The organism is Pseudoalteromonas rhizosphaerae (genome assembly GCF_902498845.1).
Classification (GTDB): Bacteria; Pseudomonadota; Gammaproteobacteria; order Enterobacterales; family Alteromonadaceae; genus Pseudoalteromonas; species Pseudoalteromonas rhizosphaerae.
On the sequence record NZ_CABVLM010000003.1, the window covers coordinates 378,938 to 399,082 of the forward strand.

At 39.3% G+C, this 20,145-nt stretch carries 20 protein-coding genes; 13 read left to right on the forward strand and 7 right to left on the reverse strand.

Translation table 11 applies throughout. From position 1 onward, the window contains the following. The first annotated feature begins 56 nt into the window (after nucleotides 1-56). The 5 genes from trmB to arcA all read left to right on the forward strand — a co-directional run bounded on the left by trmB (nucleotide 57) and on the right by arcA (nucleotide 4,961). On the forward strand, nucleotides 57-782 hold the full coding sequence (trmB, locus tag PSR9079_RS06875) for a tRNA (guanosine(46)-N7)-methyltransferase TrmB (RefSeq protein WP_145237549.1): 726 nt from the start codon (nucleotides 57-59) through the stop codon (nucleotides 780-782). Nucleotides 783-816: 34 nt separating this feature from the next. After that, a complete protein-coding gene (gene rsmC, locus PSR9079_RS06880) occupies nucleotides 817-1,842 on the forward strand; it encodes a 16S rRNA (guanine(1207)-N(2))-methyltransferase RsmC (RefSeq protein ID WP_149980882.1) in 1,026 nt (341 codons plus the stop codon). Between the two features lie 147 nt (nucleotides 1,843-1,989). Continuing rightward, nucleotides 1,990-3,615, forward strand: coding sequence for a sensor histidine kinase (locus PSR9079_RS06885; protein WP_149980883.1), 1,626 nt, complete (start codon nucleotides 1,990-1,992; stop codon nucleotides 3,613-3,615). Beyond that, nucleotides 3,612-4,136, forward strand: a complete 525-nt coding sequence (locus tag PSR9079_RS06890; protein WP_149980884.1) for a YfiR family protein — start codon at nucleotides 3,612-3,614, stop codon at nucleotides 4,134-4,136. The genes PSR9079_RS06885 and PSR9079_RS06890 overlap by 4 nt, the downstream gene beginning before the upstream one ends. 108 nt (nucleotides 4,137-4,244) lie before the next feature. Further along, a complete protein-coding gene (gene arcA, locus PSR9079_RS06895) occupies nucleotides 4,245-4,961 on the forward strand; it encodes a two-component system response regulator ArcA (protein WP_016709833.1) in 717 nt (238 codons plus the stop codon). Between the two features lie 27 nt (nucleotides 4,962-4,988). Here the strand turns inward: arcA and arcB are convergent, their stop codons facing one another. Beyond that, entirely contained in the window at nucleotides 4,989-7,313 is a 2,325-nt protein-coding gene (gene arcB, locus PSR9079_RS06900; RefSeq protein ID WP_149980885.1) for an aerobic respiration two-component sensor histidine kinase ArcB, read from the reverse strand. Between the two features lie 213 nt (nucleotides 7,314-7,526). On the opposite strand from arcB, the gene folE2 reads away from it, so the two are divergent. The 4 genes from folE2 to PSR9079_RS06920 all read left to right on the forward strand — a co-directional run bounded on the left by folE2 (nucleotide 7,527) and on the right by PSR9079_RS06920 (nucleotide 10,891). Continuing rightward, entirely contained in the window at nucleotides 7,527-8,447 is a 921-nt protein-coding gene (gene folE2 / locus PSR9079_RS06905) for a GTP cyclohydrolase FolE2 (protein WP_149980886.1), read from the forward strand. Between the two features lie 91 nt (nucleotides 8,448-8,538). Continuing rightward, complete coding sequence (locus PSR9079_RS06910; RefSeq protein WP_149980887.1) at nucleotides 8,539-9,132, forward strand: DUF2726 domain-containing protein; 594 nt, start codon at nucleotides 8,539-8,541, stop codon at nucleotides 9,130-9,132. Nucleotides 9,133-9,234: 102 nt separating this feature from the next. Continuing rightward, entirely contained in the window at nucleotides 9,235-9,942 is a 708-nt protein-coding gene (gene mtnN, locus PSR9079_RS06915; RefSeq protein ID WP_149980888.1) for a 5'-methylthioadenosine/S-adenosylhomocysteine nucleosidase, read from the forward strand. Nucleotide 9,943: 1 nt separating this feature from the next. Continuing rightward, nucleotides 9,944-10,891 carry a cobalamin biosynthesis protein CobD/CbiB gene (locus PSR9079_RS06920; protein ID WP_149980889.1) on the forward strand — a complete coding sequence of 316 codons (948 nt, stop codon included), beginning with the start codon at nucleotides 9,944-9,946 and terminating at the stop codon, nucleotides 10,889-10,891. 62 nt (nucleotides 10,892-10,953) lie between these two features. Here the strand turns inward: PSR9079_RS06920 and tyrS are convergent, their stop codons facing one another. Then, nucleotides 10,954-12,153, reverse strand: a complete 1,200-nt coding sequence (tyrS, locus tag PSR9079_RS06925; protein WP_145237578.1) for a tyrosine--tRNA ligase — start codon at nucleotides 12,151-12,153, stop codon at nucleotides 10,954-10,956. A 150-nt stretch (nucleotides 12,154-12,303) separates the two neighbouring features. On the opposite strand from tyrS, the gene PSR9079_RS06930 reads away from it, so the two are divergent. Both PSR9079_RS06930 and PSR9079_RS06935 read left to right on the forward strand, forming a co-directional pair. Further along, nucleotides 12,304-13,617 (forward strand): peptidoglycan DD-metalloendopeptidase family protein, encoded by a 1,314-nt coding sequence (locus PSR9079_RS06930; protein WP_149980890.1) that lies wholly within the window; start codon nucleotides 12,304-12,306, stop codon nucleotides 13,615-13,617. A gap of 207 nt (nucleotides 13,618-13,824) precedes the next feature. Then, complete coding sequence (locus tag PSR9079_RS06935) at nucleotides 13,825-14,319, forward strand: tetratricopeptide repeat protein (RefSeq protein WP_149980891.1); 495 nt, start codon at nucleotides 13,825-13,827, stop codon at nucleotides 14,317-14,319. A 270-nt stretch (nucleotides 14,320-14,589) separates the two neighbouring features. On the opposite strand, the gene PSR9079_RS23620 is transcribed toward PSR9079_RS06935, so the two are convergent. From PSR9079_RS23620 to PSR9079_RS06950, 4 genes are all read right to left on the reverse strand, one after another. Then, nucleotides 14,590-14,766 (reverse strand): hypothetical protein, encoded by a 177-nt coding sequence (locus PSR9079_RS23620; RefSeq protein WP_179959149.1) that lies wholly within the window; start codon nucleotides 14,764-14,766, stop codon nucleotides 14,590-14,592. A gap of 400 nt (nucleotides 14,767-15,166) precedes the next feature. Further along, entirely contained in the window at nucleotides 15,167-16,297 is a 1,131-nt protein-coding gene (locus PSR9079_RS06940; RefSeq protein ID WP_145237582.1) for a sodium ion-translocating decarboxylase subunit beta, read from the reverse strand. An 11-nt stretch (nucleotides 16,298-16,308) separates the two neighbouring features. Then, nucleotides 16,309-18,093, reverse strand: coding sequence for a sodium-extruding oxaloacetate decarboxylase subunit alpha (gene oadA, locus PSR9079_RS06945; protein WP_149980892.1), 1,785 nt, complete (start codon nucleotides 18,091-18,093; stop codon nucleotides 16,309-16,311). A 10-nt stretch (nucleotides 18,094-18,103) separates the two neighbouring features. Next, nucleotides 18,104-18,349, reverse strand: a complete 246-nt coding sequence (locus tag PSR9079_RS06950) for an OadG family protein (protein WP_149980893.1) — start codon at nucleotides 18,347-18,349, stop codon at nucleotides 18,104-18,106. Nucleotides 18,350-18,866: 517 nt separating this feature from the next. Here PSR9079_RS06950 and PSR9079_RS06955 point away from each other — a divergent pair. Together PSR9079_RS06955 and PSR9079_RS06960 are read left to right on the forward strand one after the other, a co-directional pair. Continuing rightward, nucleotides 18,867-19,040, forward strand: a complete 174-nt coding sequence (locus PSR9079_RS06955; RefSeq protein WP_149980894.1) for a DUF1328 family protein — start codon at nucleotides 18,867-18,869, stop codon at nucleotides 19,038-19,040. A gap of 54 nt (nucleotides 19,041-19,094) precedes the next feature. Beyond that, the gene (locus PSR9079_RS06960; RefSeq protein ID WP_149980895.1) at nucleotides 19,095-19,286 is read left to right on the forward strand and encodes a hypothetical protein; all 192 of its coding nucleotides are present in this window, start codon (nucleotides 19,095-19,097) and stop codon (nucleotides 19,284-19,286) included. Between the two features lie 69 nt (nucleotides 19,287-19,355). Here the strand turns inward: PSR9079_RS06960 and pdxJ are convergent, their stop codons facing one another. Further along, nucleotides 19,356-20,087 (reverse strand): pyridoxine 5'-phosphate synthase, encoded by a 732-nt coding sequence (gene pdxJ, locus PSR9079_RS06965; RefSeq protein WP_149980896.1) that lies wholly within the window; start codon nucleotides 20,085-20,087, stop codon nucleotides 19,356-19,358. Nucleotides 20,088-20,145 lie beyond the last annotated feature (58 nt).

Below are 20,145 nucleotides of genomic sequence, written 5' to 3' on the forward strand. Positions count from 1 at the left end.
GTCAGGGATAATACGCCACCATTTTAAGACATGTTGTTTTCATCAGGCCAAAATATATGAGTGATTCAAGTAACGATAACCTTGAGCAAGCGATGCAAGAAGGTAAATATATTCGTACCATTCGCAGTTTTGTTAAGCGCGAAGGTCGTTTAACCAAAGGACAAGCTGCGGCAATTGAAAAATGCTGGCCAACCATGGGGCTTGAACATCAACAAGGCATGCTTGATCTAGCCCAAGTATTTGGCAATGACAACGACGTTGTTTTAGAAATTGGTTTTGGTATGGGTAAATCATTGGTCGAAATGGCCAAGAGCGCACCACACCTTAACTTTATTGGTATTGAAGTACACCGCCCAGGTGTTGGCGCATGTTTAATGGATGCTGATGAAGCAGGCATTACAAACTTACGTATTTTTGAGCATGACGCTGTTGAAGTATTTGCTGATTGTATTGCTGAGGGCAGCATTACAACGGTGCAACTATTCTTCCCTGATCCATGGCATAAAAAACGTCACCATAAACGTCGTATTGTACAACCTGCATTTGTAGAGAGCTTACGTAGCAAATTAAAAATTGGCGGTGTATTCCATATGGCAACTGATTGGGAAAACTACGCAGAACATATGCTTGAAGTAATGCAAGCAGCGGAGCATTTTAAAAACCAATCAGAGACTAACGATTATGTGCCACGTCCTGATTTACGTCCCTTGACGAAATTTGAGCAACGCGGCCATCGTTTAGGTCATGGCGTTTGGGATTTAATGTTCGAGCGTATTAGCTAAATTAATCAAAACAACTTTAAAGGCAAAGCCATATATGAGCGCATTAACTAATCCAAGTTCACTTTTACTACGCAATAGTGCAAACCTAACGGCGGACTCTATTTTAGTAGTTAATTTTGTGCAAGATGGCTTTTTGTCACAACTGCGCCAGTTAAATCCAAACAGCAAGATCAGCGCTTTTAGCTACAACCATGCTAATGGCGAATTTGCTAAAAATATCAACACTATTGATGTTTGTGTTAGCCATGAGATAGCCGGTCAACACTTTGACCTCGTTATTTATTACTACCCAAAAGCAAAACCTGAAGCATTGATGACGTTGGACAATATTCGCGCGGTTATCAACCCAGACGCTGAGTTACTGGTGGTTGGTGAAAATAAAAGTGGTGTGAAATCGATCGAAAAGCAATTTAGTAGCCACTGTGAATACAGCAATAAAATCGACAGTGCCCGCCATTGTGCTTTGTATTTATTCACCGAGATAAAAACCTTAGCTGAGTTTGTTATTACTCGTTACCACAAACAATTTAATGTTGATGTGGCTGGCGTTAGTTTTAATGCCATTAGCGTACCTGGCGTATTTAATCACGGTGAACTTGATGGCGGTACTAAAATACTGTTAGAGAATGCACCTGAAATTAAATCTGGCAATGTGCTGGATTTTGGCTGTGGCGCGGGTCTTATTGCGACCTTCTTAGGTTTGAAAAATCCAGCTTTGAGTTTTACCTGTACGGATGTTAGTGCTCTTGCAGCTTATGCAACCACGCAAACATTGGCACTTAACGGTGTAAACGGTAGCGCTTTACTAAGTGATGGATTAGCAAATGTAACTGGAAAATTTGAGCTTATTATTTCAAATCCACCATTTCATACCGGTATTGCCACTGATTATACTGTTGCTGAACAGTTTTTAAGTGGTGCTAAACAGCACTTAACTAAGCAAGGCAAGTTAACTATTGTTGCAAACTGCTTCTTGAAATACCCGCCAATTCTAGAAACTCAGTTCGGTACTTATCAAGTAGTACACAAAACCAACAAATTTTCAGTGTATAGCAGTTAATTACAACTATTGCCTCACAAACGCTGCCAAATAATATAAATGGCAGCTTTTCAACAAAGTTATTATATTTTTTAGTCACTTTGATAGGTCTTTGCTAGACTTACAGCAACTCAATAAAAATTATATAACTGGGCCTTCATTACAATAATGCCTTTATCAACATCGCCAACAAGTATTCGCAAAGCCCTGATCAGTGCAGTCATGCTTGTTACTGCCTTGTGTTTATCGTTATCTATTTCTATTTCGACCTACCTTGATGTCAAAGAGCAAAAACAGTTAATCGTCAACAAGCTCAATATCCTTGCAGAAATTATCGCCTTTAATGCCCAAGTAACCGTACTATTTGATGATAGAAAAACCGAAGAACAACGTCTTAAATCTTTCGAAAAAATTCCACTCGTTAAAAATATACATATTTACGCAATTGACGAAATTTCAAATAAAGCGGTATTTTTTACCAGCTTTAATGCACGAAAAACGCCACCAGTGCCGCTTCGGGTTGATAGTATTGAACAACTCCAACAGCCTAGGATCACTGAAGACTACATAGAACTAATCAAGCCAATCACGTACGAAGGTGATATTAAGGGTTATGTGTATATTCGTGGCGGCCTAGAGCGCCTCAACGAGTATATTAACCAAAAAATTCTTATCGACATTCTTTTAACGTTATTCGTTTTAATACTGGTTTATTTTGTAGCAAAACGAATTCAAAAACGTATTGCCGACCCTATAGACCACTTAAGCAGATTACTGCAAGATGTCTCGAAAAATCATAATTACAACGCCCGAGCCCCAAAAACTAATATTACCGAAATCAACATGCTTTCGAACAGTTTAAACATCATGCTGACTCGCACGCAAAATCAAATAGAGCGCCATAAAAACGATAAGCAAGAAATTAAACAATTAAACCAAAGCTTAGAAGAAAAAGTAAACCAACGTACAATCGCGCTCAGAGAAGCAAATCAAGAGTTGCTAACAACCCTTGAACGGATGCATCAATACCAAAATCAGATTGTTGAAAGTGAAAAGATGGCCTCTTTAGGGCAAATGGTTGCAGGTGTTGCACATGAAGTAAATACACCTATTGGTTTAGGGATCACTGGCTCTACCCTGCTACGCGATAAACTGGCAGAAATAAGCCTAGGGTTTGAGCAAAAAACCTTAACCTCAAGTCAATTGAAACGTTTTATCGACAATGGTATAGAAAACTTAGATCTTATCTATCGGAATTTAAATCGCGCTGCGGAACTGGTATCCAGCTTTAAAAAAGTAGCGGTGAACCAAGATGGAGAGATTAATTCGCTGGTCAATATGCATGAGCTTATCACCAACGTGATGCTTTCAATGCGTACTGAATTAGAGAGCAAAGCTCCTAAAATCGTTATTCATTGTTCTGAACAATTGATGATCGAAAGTAAAGCAGGCCCGCTTCAGCAGATATTGCAGCAATTGTTAAGTAACTCGGTGATCCACGGCTTTAAAGATAATCAAAATAACGAAATCGAAATTACAGTGGAACGCAACGAAAGTAGCCTGAGCATTAACTATTATGATAATGGTATCGGGGTTGATAAAAGCGTTAAAAAACGCATTTTTGATCCCTTTGTTACCACTAAACGCGGCGAAGGTGGCAGTGGTTTAGGTATGCATCTAGTTTACAACTTAGTCACACAAGCCTTAGGTGGCAATGTTTATTTTGATGATCAAAATATAGAAGGCACACGCTTTATAATTACCTTGCCCTTAACTGAGGCAAGCAAATTATGAAACTAACGGGTTTATTACTGGCTCTGATGCTGCTGTTTCCAGCATTTTTACAGGCTAAATCACCTGAACAAGTCAAATCGGCATTTCTATTTCAGATTGCAAAATTCGTCGAGTTCCCGAAAGTTAACAATAAACAGGCTGTGACTTTTTGTTTTTATGACGTTGAACATGGAATTGGTGAGTTATTAAAGGATAATTCGAATCTTAAAATTAACGATATACCGATTGAAACAGTGTTAATTGATAAAAAACAGCAAATTTCTGAACTTTCTCGCTTTTGTGATATCACATACATTGATGAAACAATGGAAGATGATATAATTCCACTTTGGATCGATACCATTTCATTAAATACCTTAACAGTTGGTGAGAGTATCAATTTTTTAGAAAAAGGGGGCGTTGTCTCTTTGGTCCAAGAAGGGAATAAAATCCGACTGTATATCAATAAACAGCAGTTGTTGCGCAGCAGTTTTAAAGTGCAATCTCGGTTATTAGCTGTTTCTAAATTTCATCCGAATTGATTTTACTTGTTAACAATTGGATATACTCCTATAATCACTAGTATTCGGTTTTATAATACAATACCGAATTAATTGTAAATAAAATATTCCGAAAAAGGTTAATTAATAATGCAAACGCCAGTCATTCTGATTGTAGAGGATGAAGACGTAACTCGACTAAACCTCGTTAGTTTATTTGAAGCTGAAGGTTACAAAGTTATTGAAGCCATTGATGGCGATGACATGCATGACAAGCTTACAAATAATGATGATGTGAACCTTGTAGTTATGGACATCAACCTGCCAGGCAAAAACGGGCTAATATTAGCGCGTGAATTACGTCAAAAGCGTAACGTTGGACTTATTTTCCTAACCGGTCGTGATAATGATGTAGACCGTATTTTAGGCCTAGAAATTGGCGCGGACGACTATATTACTAAGCCGTTCAATCCTCGTGAATTAACTATTCGTGCTCGTAACTTGCTTTCACGTACTGCCCTTGGCGGTGAAGAATCAAGCCTTGAAACAAATGGTGTGATCACTTTCAATGGCTGGGAACTTGACGAAAATAGCCGCTGTTTAACATCACCAAATGGTGATGCCAAACGTTTACCTAAAGGTGAATACAGAGCACTACGTTTAATGCTTGACTCTCCAGGCCGTATTTTTAGTCGTGAGCAGCTAATCAAGCATATGACTGGTCGTGAGTTACGTGCAAATGACCGTACTGTTGATGTAACGATCCGTCGTATCAGAAAGCATTTTGAAAGTGATAACAGCACATCTGAGCTTATCAGCACCATCCATGGTGAAGGTTATCGTTTCATTGGTAAAATCGATAGTTAATATCCGTTCTACCAAGTAATGACAGCATTAACGTTCTAATTGCTGTAAGAATAAATGAAGGGCATGTTGCCCTTCATTTATTTTATCTGCCAATATTGTTAGCCAAGTATTTAATACTTCATCACTTTCTTCAATCGCACCATGTTCCATGATCTTAGCGTGTAACTGTACATCATTTAATCCAACTGAACCTGCAGCACCTTTAAGCTTATGTGCGACGGACTTATACTCTTCACGGTCACCGGCTGCTAGTGACGTTGCCAACTCTTGCTGATACTGTGGATTAAGCTTTTCAAATAAACTGCTGCTGCGCTTAAATGTAACTATGCCCATCGAATTAACAAAATCTTCTATGGTTTCAACATCAAGTAACTCTACATTGATATTTTCACTGGCTTCTTTGCTAACCGTCAGGCGTATTTCATCAGACTGTTGTAGATGTTTAATATCAAATAGTTCAGCCAACATTTTATCAAGCTTCGTGGTATTGATAGGTTTGGCTAATGCGCCTTGAATTGAGATACCTTGTAACTCTTCTTCGGCGCTACGCACATTAGCCGTAAGGGCTACAATAGGTAACTTATCAAAATGGCTATCGGCACGGATCTGTCTTGCTACTTCATCGCCATTAATATCTGGCAGCTGCATATCTAGCAGTACTAAATCCAGATCATCCTCAGTTTCAACAAACGACAATGCATCTTCACCGGTTTCAGCCCAGATAACTTCATGGCCGCGTTGCTCAAGTAAGTTAGTGGCGATTTCAGCATTAAGCGGCACATCTTCAACTAGCAAGATATTCAAACTACGGCCAACATAACTTTGTTCAGCCGGAGCAATACAAAGGGCCAGCGGTATTTCAACAACAAAACAACTGCCCTCCCCTTCGGTACTGCTCACATGTAACTGTCCTTTCATTGCAGTAACCAATGCCTTGGTGACAGCTAAACCGATACCTGATCCTATCGCATTAGTGCCATTTAAATCTGGCGCTTTATAATACATATCAAAAATACGATGTAATTGCTCTTGTGGAATACCCTGTCCAGTATCGGTAACTTTCATTACTAACCACGTACCATCCGCACGGTTTTCCCGAACACACGCTAATTGAACTTTACCTTGTTGGGTAAATTTAACCGCATTATTTATTAAATTCCACACCACTTGGCGTAATCGGGTCGGATCTAGTTGCGCATAAATATCCAACATACCTTTGCGCTTAATTTCAAACTCTAGGCCTTTTTGTTCAGCAATTAATCCAGCAAAGTTAACCACATCATTAATAAAGTCGGAAACATTTATTGAGTCGGTAACAATATCGAGTTGCTCGCGGTCTATTTTATCTAAATCTATAATATCATTAAAAATATTTCCTAATGTTTCAGCACTAGAAAATACTGTATTACACCAACTACGTTGCTGCTTATCCAAGTCGGTGTCTAGCAACATCCGGGTTAAACCCACAATACCATTGAGCGGAGTTCGTAATTCATGACTTAGGGTGGCAATAAATTTCCCCTTGTCTTTATAAGCGGTTTCAAGTGCTTGAGCTGCTTCTTTACGGCTGGTGATGTCGCGGCCAAACGCTAATAAACCAATGTAGTCACCGTCATCATTAATAAATGGGAGCTTGCGCATTTCAAACCAACGGTTTTCATTGCCTACAGGGTATTCAACATCAAGCGTTAATGCGGCGTGAGTTTTTTCGACTTTGTTATCAGTTAGTAATACTTCCGGTAAGAATTGCGTTGGATAAATTTCCTCTGCAGTTTTACCTATTAACTCGTCACTTGATTTACCCATCACCTCTTCAAACATTTTATTACAACCGGCAAAAACACCATTGTTATCACGGTAATAAAATAAATCAGGCGATGAATCAACAATAGAGCGCAATAACATGCCTTGTTGAGCAAGCTCTTGCTGGGTTTTTTTACGCTCGACGATTTCTCGTCTGAGTTCTTCGATTGCACGGTGTTTGGCATGAAATGCCATTTTACGTTCATCTATCTCTACATTTAAGCGATTGATATTATCTTTTAAAGTTTGATTTAATAATTTTTCTTGCTTGGTGGCACTATCTAAATACGCATAGGAAGCATCTAACTGGCGAATTGAATTGATCAACACACTGATAATAATGGGCGACACTACTGCAGTAAAAAACATTACGGCAAGCACATCAACGAGCATCACCTCGCCCACTGCAACATAATAAAACATACACGACAATATTAATGCCAAGACTAATAGTAATGCATAACAGATAGTTGCGGTTTTGAATTCACCGAATCGAGTAATTAAACTGGAAAGTGTTCGAGCCCATGGACTCAAAGAGGAATCGATCATATATAAATCTGTCTCTTAACTATACATATAAGTATATAAAAAATCAGCTGACTACACAGCTACAAAAAAACCACTAGTGCTAATATGTTAGCATTTTTGCATTAACTATTTTCATGTTCCGCGACGAAAACAGAAAATTTTCATCTACCACGTATTTTTTATTTATTTCGTGTAAAATATCGCGCTTTACAATTGCCAATAACGAGATTTTTCATGCAAAGCAACATGCCCGATATAGCAGATACGGCTCCCGCCTTACAAACAGGTAAATTAGACTGGGTTGGTATGGCTGATATTGAACTGCCTTTTTTATTTGAATCTCGTGATCTTGCGCCTATTAATGTCAACGCTAAAGCTCGTGCTTTTGTTAATCTTCACAAAGAAGACGCAAAAGGTATTCATATGTCGCGGTTATTTTTAGCGCTCGATACCTTATCAACTGAGCAGCAGGTAAACCCCACAACGATTGCCCAAGCACTAGATACTTTTATTTCCAGCCATGAAGGGTTATCGGATCAAGCTAAAATTGAATTTAAGTTTGAACTACCGCTGCGCAGAAAATCACTCCTTAGCGGCAAAGCGGGTTGGAAAAGCTACCCGTTAACCATAGTGGCAAAAATTGACCGCGGTGTACTTAGTTTTGAGTTAAGCCTTGATGTAACTTACTCATCAACTTGCCCATGCTCAGCGGCATTAGCTCGGCAACTTATTCAACAAGCCTTTGTTGAAAAGTTTCAGCAGCATCCCCTTAGCCATGAAGAAGTGATCAACTGGCTTGGCAGTACTGATGGCATTGTTGCAACTCCTCACTCGCAACGCTCTATCGCCAATGTAAAAGTCAAACTAGATAGCAGCATCCGTGAGTTTGATATTTTAAGCTTGATCAATACTCTTGAAGATGAACTTAAAACCCCAGTACAAGCGGCAGTTAAGCGTGAAGATGAGCAAGAATTTGCCCGTTTAAATGGTCAAAATCTGATGTTTTGTGAAGATGCTGCGCGTAAAATCAAAGCCGTGTTAGAAGATGCACAATACGCCGATTACTGGCTACAAATAAACCATTATGAATCTCTGCATGCCCATGATGCTGTAGCGATTGCAGTAAAAGGAATTGCTGGCGGATACCAGCCATAACTTAGCTGTTATAAAGTGTAACTTCACTACAACTGGGCACGTTAATTGCTAACAATATTACAGTGTCAATTTGTTGTTGTGGAGTTACCGTATGGAATTCGCTTTATTATCAATTCTAGTATTAGTCGTAGGGGCATCTGTTGTTGCGTCAAAGTTTACCGATGATGGCGGAAACCCTTACCCATTCACGCGTAAAACCAGTGTATTTACGCAAGTTGAAAGCTCATTCTTAAACCTTTTAGAACGTGCTGTAGGCGATCAATATAAAATTGTTAGCCGTGTAAAATTAATCGATATCATTGATTGTAAAAAAGGTTTATCTGCTAAAGCTAAACGTGCTGCAATCGCTAAAGCAAAAAACAAACAACTGGATTATGTGCTGATTGATAAAGAAAAGATGACGATTGTGGCAGCGGTTGACTTAGTAAACAACGCCAATAAAGATGGTCATAAAGCACAACGAGACTGGTTTGTTAATGGTGCACTTGAAGCTGCTGGCATTCCACATATCCGTATGAAAGTTAAATCTGGCTATCGGCCATCAGAAGTACGCGAAGCAATTATGTTTAAGCTTGGCAAGCCAACAGCACAAACTAGCCGCCCGACACGCAACCGTGTTACTAAGCCGGCGGTACTATCTCCTTCGCAAGCTAAAGCCCATTCCACAGCTTTAGCTGAAATATAAGTTTTCTTAAACGATAAAATGCGAGCTTTTAAGCTCGCATTTTTGTTTTTTATCGCTAACTTCACGTATAATCTAAACATCTAATTAGAGGAATTTAAAATTATGAATGTCGGTATTATTGGCGCGATGGAGCCAGAAGTTAAAATTTTGCGTGAAGCAATGCAAAATCCACAAATTCTAACTAAAGCAGGTTTCACTTTTTATACAGGTGAATTAGCTGGTAACACTGTGACTTTAGTGCAATCAGGTATTGGTAAAGTCGCCTCTAGTATTGCAACAACGTTATTGATTGATAATTTTCAACCAGACTGTGTGATCAACACAGGCTCTGCCGGTGGTTTTAATCCATCTCTGAGTGTTGGCGACGTGGTAATTTCATCTGAGGTACGTCATCATGATGTTGATGTAACCGCTTTTGGTTATGAAATTGGCCAAGTACCACAGATGCCTGCTGGTTTTGCCGCTCACCCTAAATTAATAGAGGCTGCACAACAAAGTGTTGAAAGCATAAGTGACGTGAAGACCCTGATCGGCTTAATTTGTACTGGCGATTCATTTATGTGTGATCCGGTACGTATTGATAAAGCCCGTGCGGACTTCCCTACTATGTTAGCTGTAGAAATGGAAGGCGCTGCCATTGCACAAGTATGCTTTTCACTAGCAACACCGTTTGTAGTGATCCGCTCAATGTCTGATATTGCAGGTAAAGAGTCACCACAGTCATTTGAAGAATACCTAGAAACCGCTTCAATAAACTCATCAAAAATGGTGATCGCATTACTAGAAAAGCTGACTACGGTAACGCTATAAGGTGTTACTCAATTTAGTTCAGCAACATTTGGACTTTATTGTATTTATATTAGCGCTCCTTGCTGAGCGCTTTTTACCTTTAGTAAGCTGGTATCACCCAAATACATTTTTAATTGCAGTATTTAGAGCACTTGGGAAACGCGTTTTTCGAAAGAGTGAACCTGCAAGTTACCAATATTTGTCATCTTCGTTATGTTTCACCTTTGTCATTTTAGTGATCATGACCTTGGTAATCTTACTGCTTGAATTTGCCTATTACCCTGAACTATTAGCAGGGTTAATTTTATACCTCAGCCTAGAGTGGCGAAGTGTAGAAAGTAAAGCGCTGCGCATTGCACGACTCGTTAAACAAAATCAAAAATCAACAGCCCGAGAGTTATTAAAACCACTACTTGCTCGCCAGGTTGATAAATTATCAGGCTCTGGTCTTTGCAAAGCCATTATGGAAACGCTGATCTTAAGAGTGGCTCGTCATTACTTTAGCGTTATTTTCTTTTATCTACTATTTGGCCCTATGGCTGCACTGGCTTATCGCTTACTGACTTTGATCCACCAAGCTTGGCGCAAAGATATTATGCCTAATAGCCCATTTTTAAAATCACTTAGTTGGCTATTATATATTCTTGAGTGGTTACCTACGCGGATATTGGCGCTGACTATTGCAGCAAGTAAAGCCAGTAAATTGAGCATTCATTATATTAAGCATTATGGACGACATTTTTATCAAATAAATAGTGGCTGGTTATTAAGTTGTTGTTCGGCCTCTGTTGGTGTGCAACTCGGTGGCCCTGCCATATACCAAAATACTCGATTTGATAAAATGCGTATTGGTACTGAGCGCTTACCACAGGCTGATGATATTGCTGTATTGATCAATCGGCTAAATCAAGCGCGTGGCTTTTGGTTACTGGTCATATTTGGCATCGAAATCATTAAAACAATGTTGTAATCACAAAGAGTAAAAAACCAGCCGAAGCTGGTTTTTAAAACTGAATTTTCATTCTTTACCTATTAAGCACAGGTAATATTTGCAAACTTACGTTTACCAACTTGATAAATAGCTGTGCTGCCTTTTGCAATTTCAAGCTTAGTATCAGTGACCTTTTCTTCGCCATTGATTTTAACTGCGCCTTGTTTGATCATTCGCATAGCTTCTGACGTACTCGCGACTAAGCCTGCTTCTTTAAGCAAGTTAGTAATAAATACGGTATCTTCATCAATCGTTACTGTCATATCTGGGATATCATCCGGTAACGCATTTTTTTGAAAACGTTTAATAAAATCTTCATGCGCACCAACAGCTGCTGCATCGCTGTGAAAACGAGCAATCATTTCTTTTGCTAAATCGATTTTAATATCACGCGGATTAGTACCTTGTGCAACCTTTTCTTTGAGCGCAGCAATTTCGTCAATTGATAAGCTACTTAGCAAATCATAATAACGCCACATCAGCTCATCACTAATAGACATGATTTTACCAAACATATCGTTAGGGGCATCAGTAATACCAATGTAGTTACCTAATGACTTAGACATTTTTTGCACACCGTCGGTGCCCTCAAGTAAAGGCATCATTAATACGGTTTGTGGTTTTTGCCCTTCGTCTTTTTGTAGCTCACGACCCATTAATAGATTAAAGCGTTGATCAGTACCACCGAGCTCAACATCAGCTTCAAGTGCCACTGAATCCCAACCTTGCACTAATGGATACAAAAACTCATGAATCGCAATTGATTGTCCGCCAGCATAACGCTTTTTAAAATCATCACGTTCTAGCATACGAGCAACAGTTTGACGTGCTGCTAGCTTGATCATCCCTGCAGCGCCTAAATTCTCCATCCAAGTTGAATTAAAAGCAACCGTGGTTTTAGCCGGATCCAGAATTTTAAATACTTGTTCTTTATATGTTTCAGCATTTGCCAAGACATCTTCACGGGTTAGTGGCTTACGAGTTACATTTTTACCCGTTGGGTCACCAATCATACCGGTGAAATCACCAATTAAGAAAATCACTTCATGACCTAAGTCTTGGAAGGTTTTCATTTTATTAATTAGCACAGTGTGACCTAAGTGTAAGTCAGGTGCAGTTGGATCAAAACCAGCTTTGATCTTTAGCTTTTTACCAGACTTTAGCTTTTCGACTAACTCGTCTTCAATTAATATTTCTTCAGCACCGCGTTTTATCTCTGCTAGAGCGGTTTGTAAGTCCACTATGTATTACTCCAAAAAATTCAGTCAATCTGGTGATTCTAGCGTAAATCCGCGCCAGTTTAAATCTACAAAACACTGGTATTAACGCTTTATTAAGTATATCCTGCAATATTAGTGATTAATTATCTTGACAGCAGGAAAAGGCACGTTATGGTTCGCGTTGTGCACACTCTCCCAAAAAAACACAAATTGCTTATTCTAGGCTTGGTTTCTGCTATTGCTGCTTTAACACTCATTCCTTCAGAAAAAGCCACCGCCTCTAAAGACAATAGCGCTGATGCGCTAGAAATTGGCAAGCGCTACGAATTACAAATTAAAGTTGATGATAACGAAAAATTAACTGAATTAAATTCGCAAGAAGATGCAGCAAAATTCCCAGAATACAATCTAGTCGATTTTGAAGTAAAGAACGGTGACAATTTAGCACTTATTTTCAAACGCGCCGGCTTTTCAGCGCAAACCGTTCATAAACTGCTTAATACCAATGCAGAAACACGTAAACTTAGTAAAATTCACCCTGGTGAAACATTAAGCTTTGCTACCGCCGAAGATGGTTCTTTGGCACAGTTACGTTATGTGATTTCAAAAACAGATACCCTATTCGTTACATTAAATGAAGAAGGTAACTACGATACGTCTATTGATAGTAAAGAAATTGAAACATTAACTAAATCAACAGGCGGAGAAATTACCAACAGCTTTTGGACCTCAGGTATTGCTGCTGGTTTAAGTGAACGGCAAATAATGAACTTTGCTGACATATTCGGTTGGGATGTGGATTTTGCCAATGATATCCGTAAAGGCGATCAATTTGGTTTAATCTATGAATCGCATTATGTTGATGGCGAGTTTATTGGCACAGGTAAAATTATAGCTGCTGAGTTTATTAACCAAGGTCAACGTTACGCGGCTATTCGTCACAGCGATGGTACTTTTTACACGCCTGAAGGGCGTAGTATGAAAAAAGCATTTTTACGTGCACCGGTTAACTTTAAATATATAAGCTCAAGCTTTAATCCACGTCGCTTACACCCTGTAACAGGACAAGTAAGAGCACACCGTGGCATTGACTACGCAGCTCGTACTGGAACGCCAGTAGTTGCCTCTGGTAATGGTAAAGTAATTAAAGCCGGTTACAGTAAGTATAATGGTAACTATATATTTATTAGTCACGGCACACAGTACGTCACTAAATACCTACACCTTAACAAGAAACTAGTTAAAACTGGTCAAAAAGTTAAGCAAGGTCAAAAAATTGGTACTGTCGGCTCCACCGGTCGTGTAACAGGCGCACACTTACACTACGAGTTTTTAGTTAATGGCGTTCACCGTAACCCTAAAACGGTTAAGTTACCGAAGTCAGAGCCACTGCCACGCGACGAGCTTGCTAAGTTTAAACCAATCGCAGATAACTTCTTAGCGCAGCTAGAGCGCAACCGAGAGCTACAGTTAGCGCTTAAGTAAGCGGTCAGCGAAAAATATAAGCCGTTGTTATGTAAATAGCAACGGCTTTTTGTTGAACTATTTGATGTGATGCGCTCCGGTTGTATTCGCAAATTAATGTTGCAATAGAACTTGCATGTGCTGCCTCATATCTACTTTTATAGTTTTGAAAGTTAAGCAAACGTCACCTGATAAACGGCTATGAGCGAAAATTGAATATTTTATTGATTGAAATTTAGCCATGCGATTATTAATATTGCAATTTTCTCCGATAACATTAGTGACCGCCGTTTTGGTGTGCTAAAAAACCACCAAAATGGGACAAATAGATTGTTACGTTTCAGAATGAGCATTGAAGATATAAACAAAAAAGCCAAATCATTAATAGATGAAACTTGGAAAGATAACTCCAAGTGGCATCAAAACTTTGATGAGGCAAAAAGCATTCTTGAGCAAGTCTTACATAACCATACTGATGATGAGCTAACTCTCATAAACTATGGAACTGTTCTATGTGATATGGGCAAACATCAAGAAGCGGCTGAATATTTTAAAAAAGCAATAGATCAAGGCAGTAATAACAAACATGCATTTTACAATTTAGGTGTAGCGCTTATGAATTGTTCAACTGACGAAAATGCAATGTTCTACATGAAAAAAGCAAAATCAAAACAAGCTTGTGCTCTAACCTGGGTGGCTTACTTTGATCCAATGGGGCACTAATAACTTAACAAGATGGGTTTATTATCCATACAAAGCGTTTAAACATCGTTCAGACCATGTGGCCTTCACGGGAAACCCAAAGCTGCGTGACTGTTGTGGGATCGCAGAGTAACGAGCATAGATAAATATTCAAAGATTGATGTCTACCGTTACAATTTTTTCGTTGTGTTTCTCGGTGCTCAACCCAACCTACACAGTCCATTTAAACACGAGCTTATCACTTACAACTTAAAGCTTACCGCTCCAGACCTTAAAACTGACAGCTACGCTCTACTTCACCAACACATAAATCAATTGCACAACCAATGAAATCATCACTAATGGCCAAATATATTTGGCGTATTTAGTCGCACCATCTAGGCCCATTTTAGACTGATACTTTTCAAGTAGTGGCACAAGAATGATTAATGCAACAAACAGTGAAATTAAAATCACGAAGATATTCATACCATTCCTATTTAATAAAATATCTATCGAGTATACCTAGGGTCTGTTTATCTTTCGAGGTTAAATTTGCAGCTGCGCGTTTGGTTTTTAGGCAAGGCAGAGCCTATGTAATGTGGTTATTCCCCATAAATAGGAGATAACGCGGCATAAATGCCAAACACGCGCTGCCCGAAGGGTTCTGCCTAGGGGCGATTAACTCTTTGTTGCTCGATTTTTACTTAGCCCACTAGGTTACAAATCTCGCGCCGTGATTAAATCGCCCCTAGTTTGAACAAATTTTAACCCTGAAAGGTCAACAGACCCTAAGCGCAAAAAAAAGCGCAGTAAATACTGCGCAGTCGGTTGGAAGTAAAAGTTACCTCACCATACTCAGCTCGCTGGGTATAGTTTAATGATTTATTTAACCTACCAGTGCTAACAAGATACCTGCAGCCACAGCACTACCCAGTACTCCCGCAACATTTGGTCCCATTGCATGCATTAATAAGAAATTATGCGGATTATTCTCCAGACCCACTTTATTAACTACGCGTGCAGCCATTGGCACAGCTGATACACCAGCCGCGCCGATGAGGGGATTGATTGGTGATTTAGAGAACTTGTTCATACCTTTTGCCATAAATACACCTGAAGCTGTACCAATTGCAAAAGCCAAGGCGCCGAGTACCAAAATACCAATTGTTTCTACGGTTAAAAACTTATCTGCAGCAAGCTTAGAGCCTACAGCTAAACCAAGGAAAATAGTGGTGATATTTATGATCTCGTTTTGTGCACTATTACTTAAACGGTCAACCACACCAGACTCTCGCATCAAGTTTCCTAAACAGAACATGCCTACCAGTGGCGTTGCTGCAGGTAAAAACAAAATCGTTAAACTCAATACCATTAACGGAAAAATAATTTTTTCCTTTTTTGATACGGTGCGTAACTGTGGCATTTGAATTTTACGTTCTTCTGGTGTGGTTAAAGCCCGCATAATTGGCGGCTGAATAATTGGCACTAACGCCATATATGAGTATGCAGCTACGGCGATAGCACCCAATAAATCAGGAGCAAGTTTTGAGGCTAAGAAGATTGCCGTCGGGCCATCTGCACCACCTATAATCGCAATTGCTGACGCATCTTGTAAAGAAAACTCAAAACCTGGTACATAGTTTAGTAAAATTGCGCCAAACAAGGTTGCAAAAATACCAAACTGAGCTGCAGCACCTAGCAATAACATACGAGGATTAGCTATCAAGGCACTAAAATCAGTGAGTGCACCAACACCCATAAATATTAATAATGGGAATACACCGGTATCAATCCCAATATGATAAACGTAATACAGCAAACCACCGGGGTCTGATAAGCCCGCTACGGGGATATTTGTTAATATTGCCCCAAAGCCAATTGGTAATAATAATAACGGCTCAAAGTTACGCGCAATTGCCAGATACAACAATAAACACCCTACTGCGATCATAATAAGCGCAGGAAATGTAAAATTAGCAATACCTGTTGCTTGCCAGAGGTTTAATAATGCTTCCATCCTCTGCGCTCCTAAGCTAGTGCTATCATAGCGTCACCCGTTGCCACTGAATCACCTTCAGCAACAAGAATTTCAGCAATAGTACCGGTGTGGGTTGCACGAATTTCAGTTTCCATTTTCATCGCTTCCATGATGATCACTACATCGCCTTCATTTACCGTTTGACCCGCTTTCACCTTGATTTTAAAGATGTTACCAGCAAGTGGAGCGTTAAGTGTTTCGCCGGAAGCAACTGACGCCGATTGTGGAATATGCTCACTATCTTTAAGTGTTACTTCTTTAAGCTCACCGCCTTGTGCAACCACCACATCATAAACTTTACCATCTACTTTTACGCTGTACTGCTCTGCTTTTACTGTGTTGCTGTTACTTTTTTTATTGCTAACTGGTTGTTCTTTATTAGCAGATTCAGCACTTGGCACAGCTTCGAAAGCATCTGGGTTATTACGATTTTTAATGAATTTCAACCCAATTTGTGGGAATAATGCATACGTTAACACGTCGTCAATCTGCTCATCCGCTAAGCTTAAACCTTGCTCTTGTGCTTCTTTTAATAACTCAGCTTGGAGTATTTCTAGTTCTGGTTGCAATAAATCAGCTGGGCGGCAAGTAATGACTTCTGCGCCATTAAGTACGCGCTCTTGTAATTCTTTATTCATCGGCGCAGGAGTTAAGCCATACTCACCTTTTAGCACTCCGGCAGTTTCTTTGGTGATAGTTTTATAACGCTCGCCCGTCAATACATTTAATACTGCTTGTGTACCCACAATTTGTGATGTTGGTGTAACTAACGGTAAATAACCTAAGTCTTCACGTACACGTGGGATCTCAAGTAATACTTCATTCAATTTATCCGCAGCACCTTGCTCTTTAAGCTGGTTTTCCATATTAGTTAACATGCCACCAGGCACTTGCGCTAATAAAATACGACCATCAACACCTTTTAAGCTGCCTTCAAACGCGGCATATTTTTTACGAACATCGCGGAAATAAGCCGCAATCTCTTCGAGTTGATTTAAATCCAGCTCAGTATCACGTTCAGTACCTTCAACAATCGATACAATCGTTTCAGTTGCGCTGTGCCCGTAAGTCATACTCATTGATGAAATTGCGGTATCAAGCATATCAATACCAGCATCAATCGCTTTTTGGTAAGTAGCAGTACTTAAACCTGTTGTGGCATGACACTGCATTGCAATTGGGATAGAGACTGTTTCTTTTAACGCTTTGATTAACTCTTCTGCATCGTATGGTTTAAGCAAACCGGCCATGTCTTTAATACAAATTGAATGACAGCCTAACTCTTCAAGCTGCTTGGCAAGCGTTAACCACATATCAAGTGTATGAACCGGGCTTACTGTGTACGAAATTGTACCTTGTGCATGTGCGCCAACTTTAATCGCAGCTTTAATAGCCGTTTCAAGATTACGAACATCGTTCATCGCATCAAAAATACGAAACACATCAACACCATTTTTGTGCGCTCGCTCTACAAATTTTTCAACAACATCATCGGCATAATGACGATAGCCTAAAAGGTTTTGACCACGTAATAACATTTGCTGTTTAGTATTTGGCATAGCTTTTTTAAGAGCACGAATACGCTCCCAAGGATCTTCACCCAAATAACGAATGCATGAATCAAAAGTAGCCCCACCCCATGATTCGATCGACCAGTAACCTGCATCATCTAATTTTTGTGCAATCGGTAGCATGTCATCCAAACGCATACGCGTTGCTAATAATGATTGATGCGCGTCCCTAAGTACTAATTCTGTTAATTTTAATTTAGCCACAAGTCACCCCTTATAGTTTTTGTTTATTTTTGTATTGAGCTATGGCTGCACTTATCGCAGCGATGTGTTCACTTGATACACCTGATGCTTTGATTGACGGTGTACGCGTTGGCGTTGCAACCGGCTGTTCAAAACGACTCGCTAATTTAGACATAATGGTAATTGCTGAAATCAACAACGAAAGAAAAACGAAAACGCCCACCATCCCGGTGATCATTAAGTTTGCTGCTGTAGCAAGTAACTGACCTATATCCATCCTGCTCCCCCCTGATTATTTCCACCCAGCCCCGCTAGGTAAAAAATCACTTTATTTAAATAATTATGCAACAATCATAACAAAGAAAAAGACCAAGTCCAACACTTTGTAAATTGGTAAAACCAATTAATACAAAGCTAACATATGCTCAGCAAAGTTAACACTCTACATTTTGCTATAATTTCATAGGATATAGATGATAAAAATACTGAATATAGCTATAACTTATAAGTAAAAGCTTATCCGCAGCTGGAAAACCTACCGACTGAACGACTGAACAACCGCTTGATTAAATACAAATGGCTCAAAAATGAAATTGGTCTTACCAAAAAACGACTAAAATATTGATTTTTAGAGCGTCGAGTATAAGTTACAGATAAAGCTGTAAATAATTCCCACCTAATTTATGAAGAGAAATGAAACAAACTTCTATGACATTGATAATAAAGGATTTAAATACATGGCATGTAACTAGCATTATTTACTCTGAACAAATTAACAAACCAAGGAGACGACAATGTTACGCTGGACAATTACATTTCTAGTTATTGCACTTATTGCTGCAGTGTTAGGTTTTGGTGGTATCGCAGGTGCCGCAGCAGGAATTGCTAAGATTATCTTTTTTATCTTTATTATATTGTTAGTTATTTCACTCGTTTCAGGTGCATTGCGCGGCAATGTCCCTAAGTGATAACAATTTATTTTAAATAACAACACATCTATTATTTTTACAAGGAATTACATTATGAAATCGACAACTATTAAAACCGCTGTGATCGCTTTATTCGCTAGTTTTTTTATCATGGGTTGTGAAGACAATCATGCAGAAGAGGCCGGTGAGCGCATCGATGAAGCTGTGACCGACGTACAAAACAAAGTAGAAGACGCCTGTGAAGAAGTAAAAGAAGGCGTTAACGCTAAAGAAACTAACTGTTAATCCAGTTAGATACAAATAATAAAAAACGACTCTTTTGAGTCGTTTTTTGCATTTTAAGAGAAGTTAAAATTAAGCTCTCGCTTCTAGCATTAGTCGCTTCATGTCACGTACTGCTTTATCTAATCCATCAATGGCTGCGCGCGCTATAATTGCGTGACCAATGTTTAATTCGTAAATTTCTTTCATAGCAGCAATCGGTTTCACGTTATGATAATGAAGACCGTGGCCGGCGTTTACTATCAAACCCAAACTTGCTGCATACTTTACGCCTTGATGAATATGCTCAAGTTGTTTTTGTATCTCGGTATCAGTTTGCGCATCCGCATAAGCGCCAGTATGAATTTCAACATAAGGGGCATTACAGGCTTTAGCTGCATCTAGTTGTGCTTTGTCTGCATCGATAAATAATGATACTTTAATACCGGCGTCAGTTAATTTTGCTGTCGCGGCTTTAATCTTATCTAGATTACCAACAACGTCTAAACCGCCTTCGGTGGTCAACTCTTCGCGTTTTTCTGGTACTAAGCAAACATAAGCTGGCTTAACATCTAAAGCAATATCAATCATTTCATCTGTAACCGCTATTTCAAGGTTCATTCGTGTTTGGATTGTTTTAGCCATCACATACACGTCACGATCTTGAATGTGACGACGGTCTTCACGTAAATGAATAGTGATCCCATCAGCGCCAGCATGCTCAGCAACACTCGCAGCATGTGCTGGATCTGGGTAATTTGTACCCCGAGCTTGGCGTAAGGTAGCAATATGATCAACGTTTATACCCAAAAGAATATCTTTCATTTTTTTACCTGTAAAAATAACGGTTAAAAATACCGTATTAAGATTGTTGGTGAATACC

Excerpts from the sequence above, each read along its gene's own strand:
- trmB (WP_145237549.1), top strand. The coding sequence starts at position 57 with ATGAGTGATTCAAGTAACGATAACCTTGAGCAAGCGATGCAAGAAGGT.
- rsmC (WP_149980882.1), top strand. The coding sequence starts at position 817 with ATGAGCGCATTAACTAATCCAAGTTCACTTTTACTACGCAATAGTGCA.
- PSR9079_RS06885 (WP_149980883.1), top strand. The coding sequence starts at position 1,990 with ATGCCTTTATCAACATCGCCAACAAGTATTCGCAAAGCCCTGATCAGT.
- PSR9079_RS06890 (WP_149980884.1), top strand. The coding sequence starts at position 3,612 with ATGAAACTAACGGGTTTATTACTGGCTCTGATGCTGCTGTTTCCAGCA.
- arcA (WP_016709833.1), top strand. The coding sequence starts at position 4,245 with ATGCAAACGCCAGTCATTCTGATTGTAGAGGATGAAGACGTAACTCGA.
- arcB (WP_149980885.1), bottom strand. The coding sequence starts at position 7,313 with ATGATCGATTCCTCTTTGAGTCCATGGGCTCGAACACTTTCCAGTTTA.
- folE2 (WP_149980886.1), top strand. The coding sequence starts at position 7,527 with ATGCAAAGCAACATGCCCGATATAGCAGATACGGCTCCCGCCTTACAA.
- PSR9079_RS06910 (WP_149980887.1), top strand. The coding sequence starts at position 8,539 with ATGGAATTCGCTTTATTATCAATTCTAGTATTAGTCGTAGGGGCATCT.
- mtnN (WP_149980888.1), top strand. The coding sequence starts at position 9,235 with ATGAATGTCGGTATTATTGGCGCGATGGAGCCAGAAGTTAAAATTTTG.
- PSR9079_RS06930 (WP_149980890.1), top strand. The coding sequence starts at position 12,304 with ATGGTTCGCGTTGTGCACACTCTCCCAAAAAAACACAAATTGCTTATT.
- PSR9079_RS23620 (WP_179959149.1), bottom strand. The coding sequence starts at position 14,766 with ATGAATATCTTCGTGATTTTAATTTCACTGTTTGTTGCATTAATCATT.
- PSR9079_RS06940 (WP_145237582.1), bottom strand. The coding sequence starts at position 16,297 with ATGGAAGCATTATTAAACCTCTGGCAAGCAACAGGTATTGCTAATTTT.
- PSR9079_RS06950 (WP_149980893.1), bottom strand. The coding sequence starts at position 18,349 with ATGGATATAGGTCAGTTACTTGCTACAGCAGCAAACTTAATGATCACC.
- PSR9079_RS06955 (WP_149980894.1), top strand. The coding sequence starts at position 18,867 with ATGTTACGCTGGACAATTACATTTCTAGTTATTGCACTTATTGCTGCA.
- PSR9079_RS06960 (WP_149980895.1), top strand. The coding sequence starts at position 19,095 with ATGAAATCGACAACTATTAAAACCGCTGTGATCGCTTTATTCGCTAGT.
- pdxJ (WP_149980896.1), bottom strand. The coding sequence starts at position 20,087 with ATGAAAGATATTCTTTTGGGTATAAACGTTGATCATATTGCTACCTTA.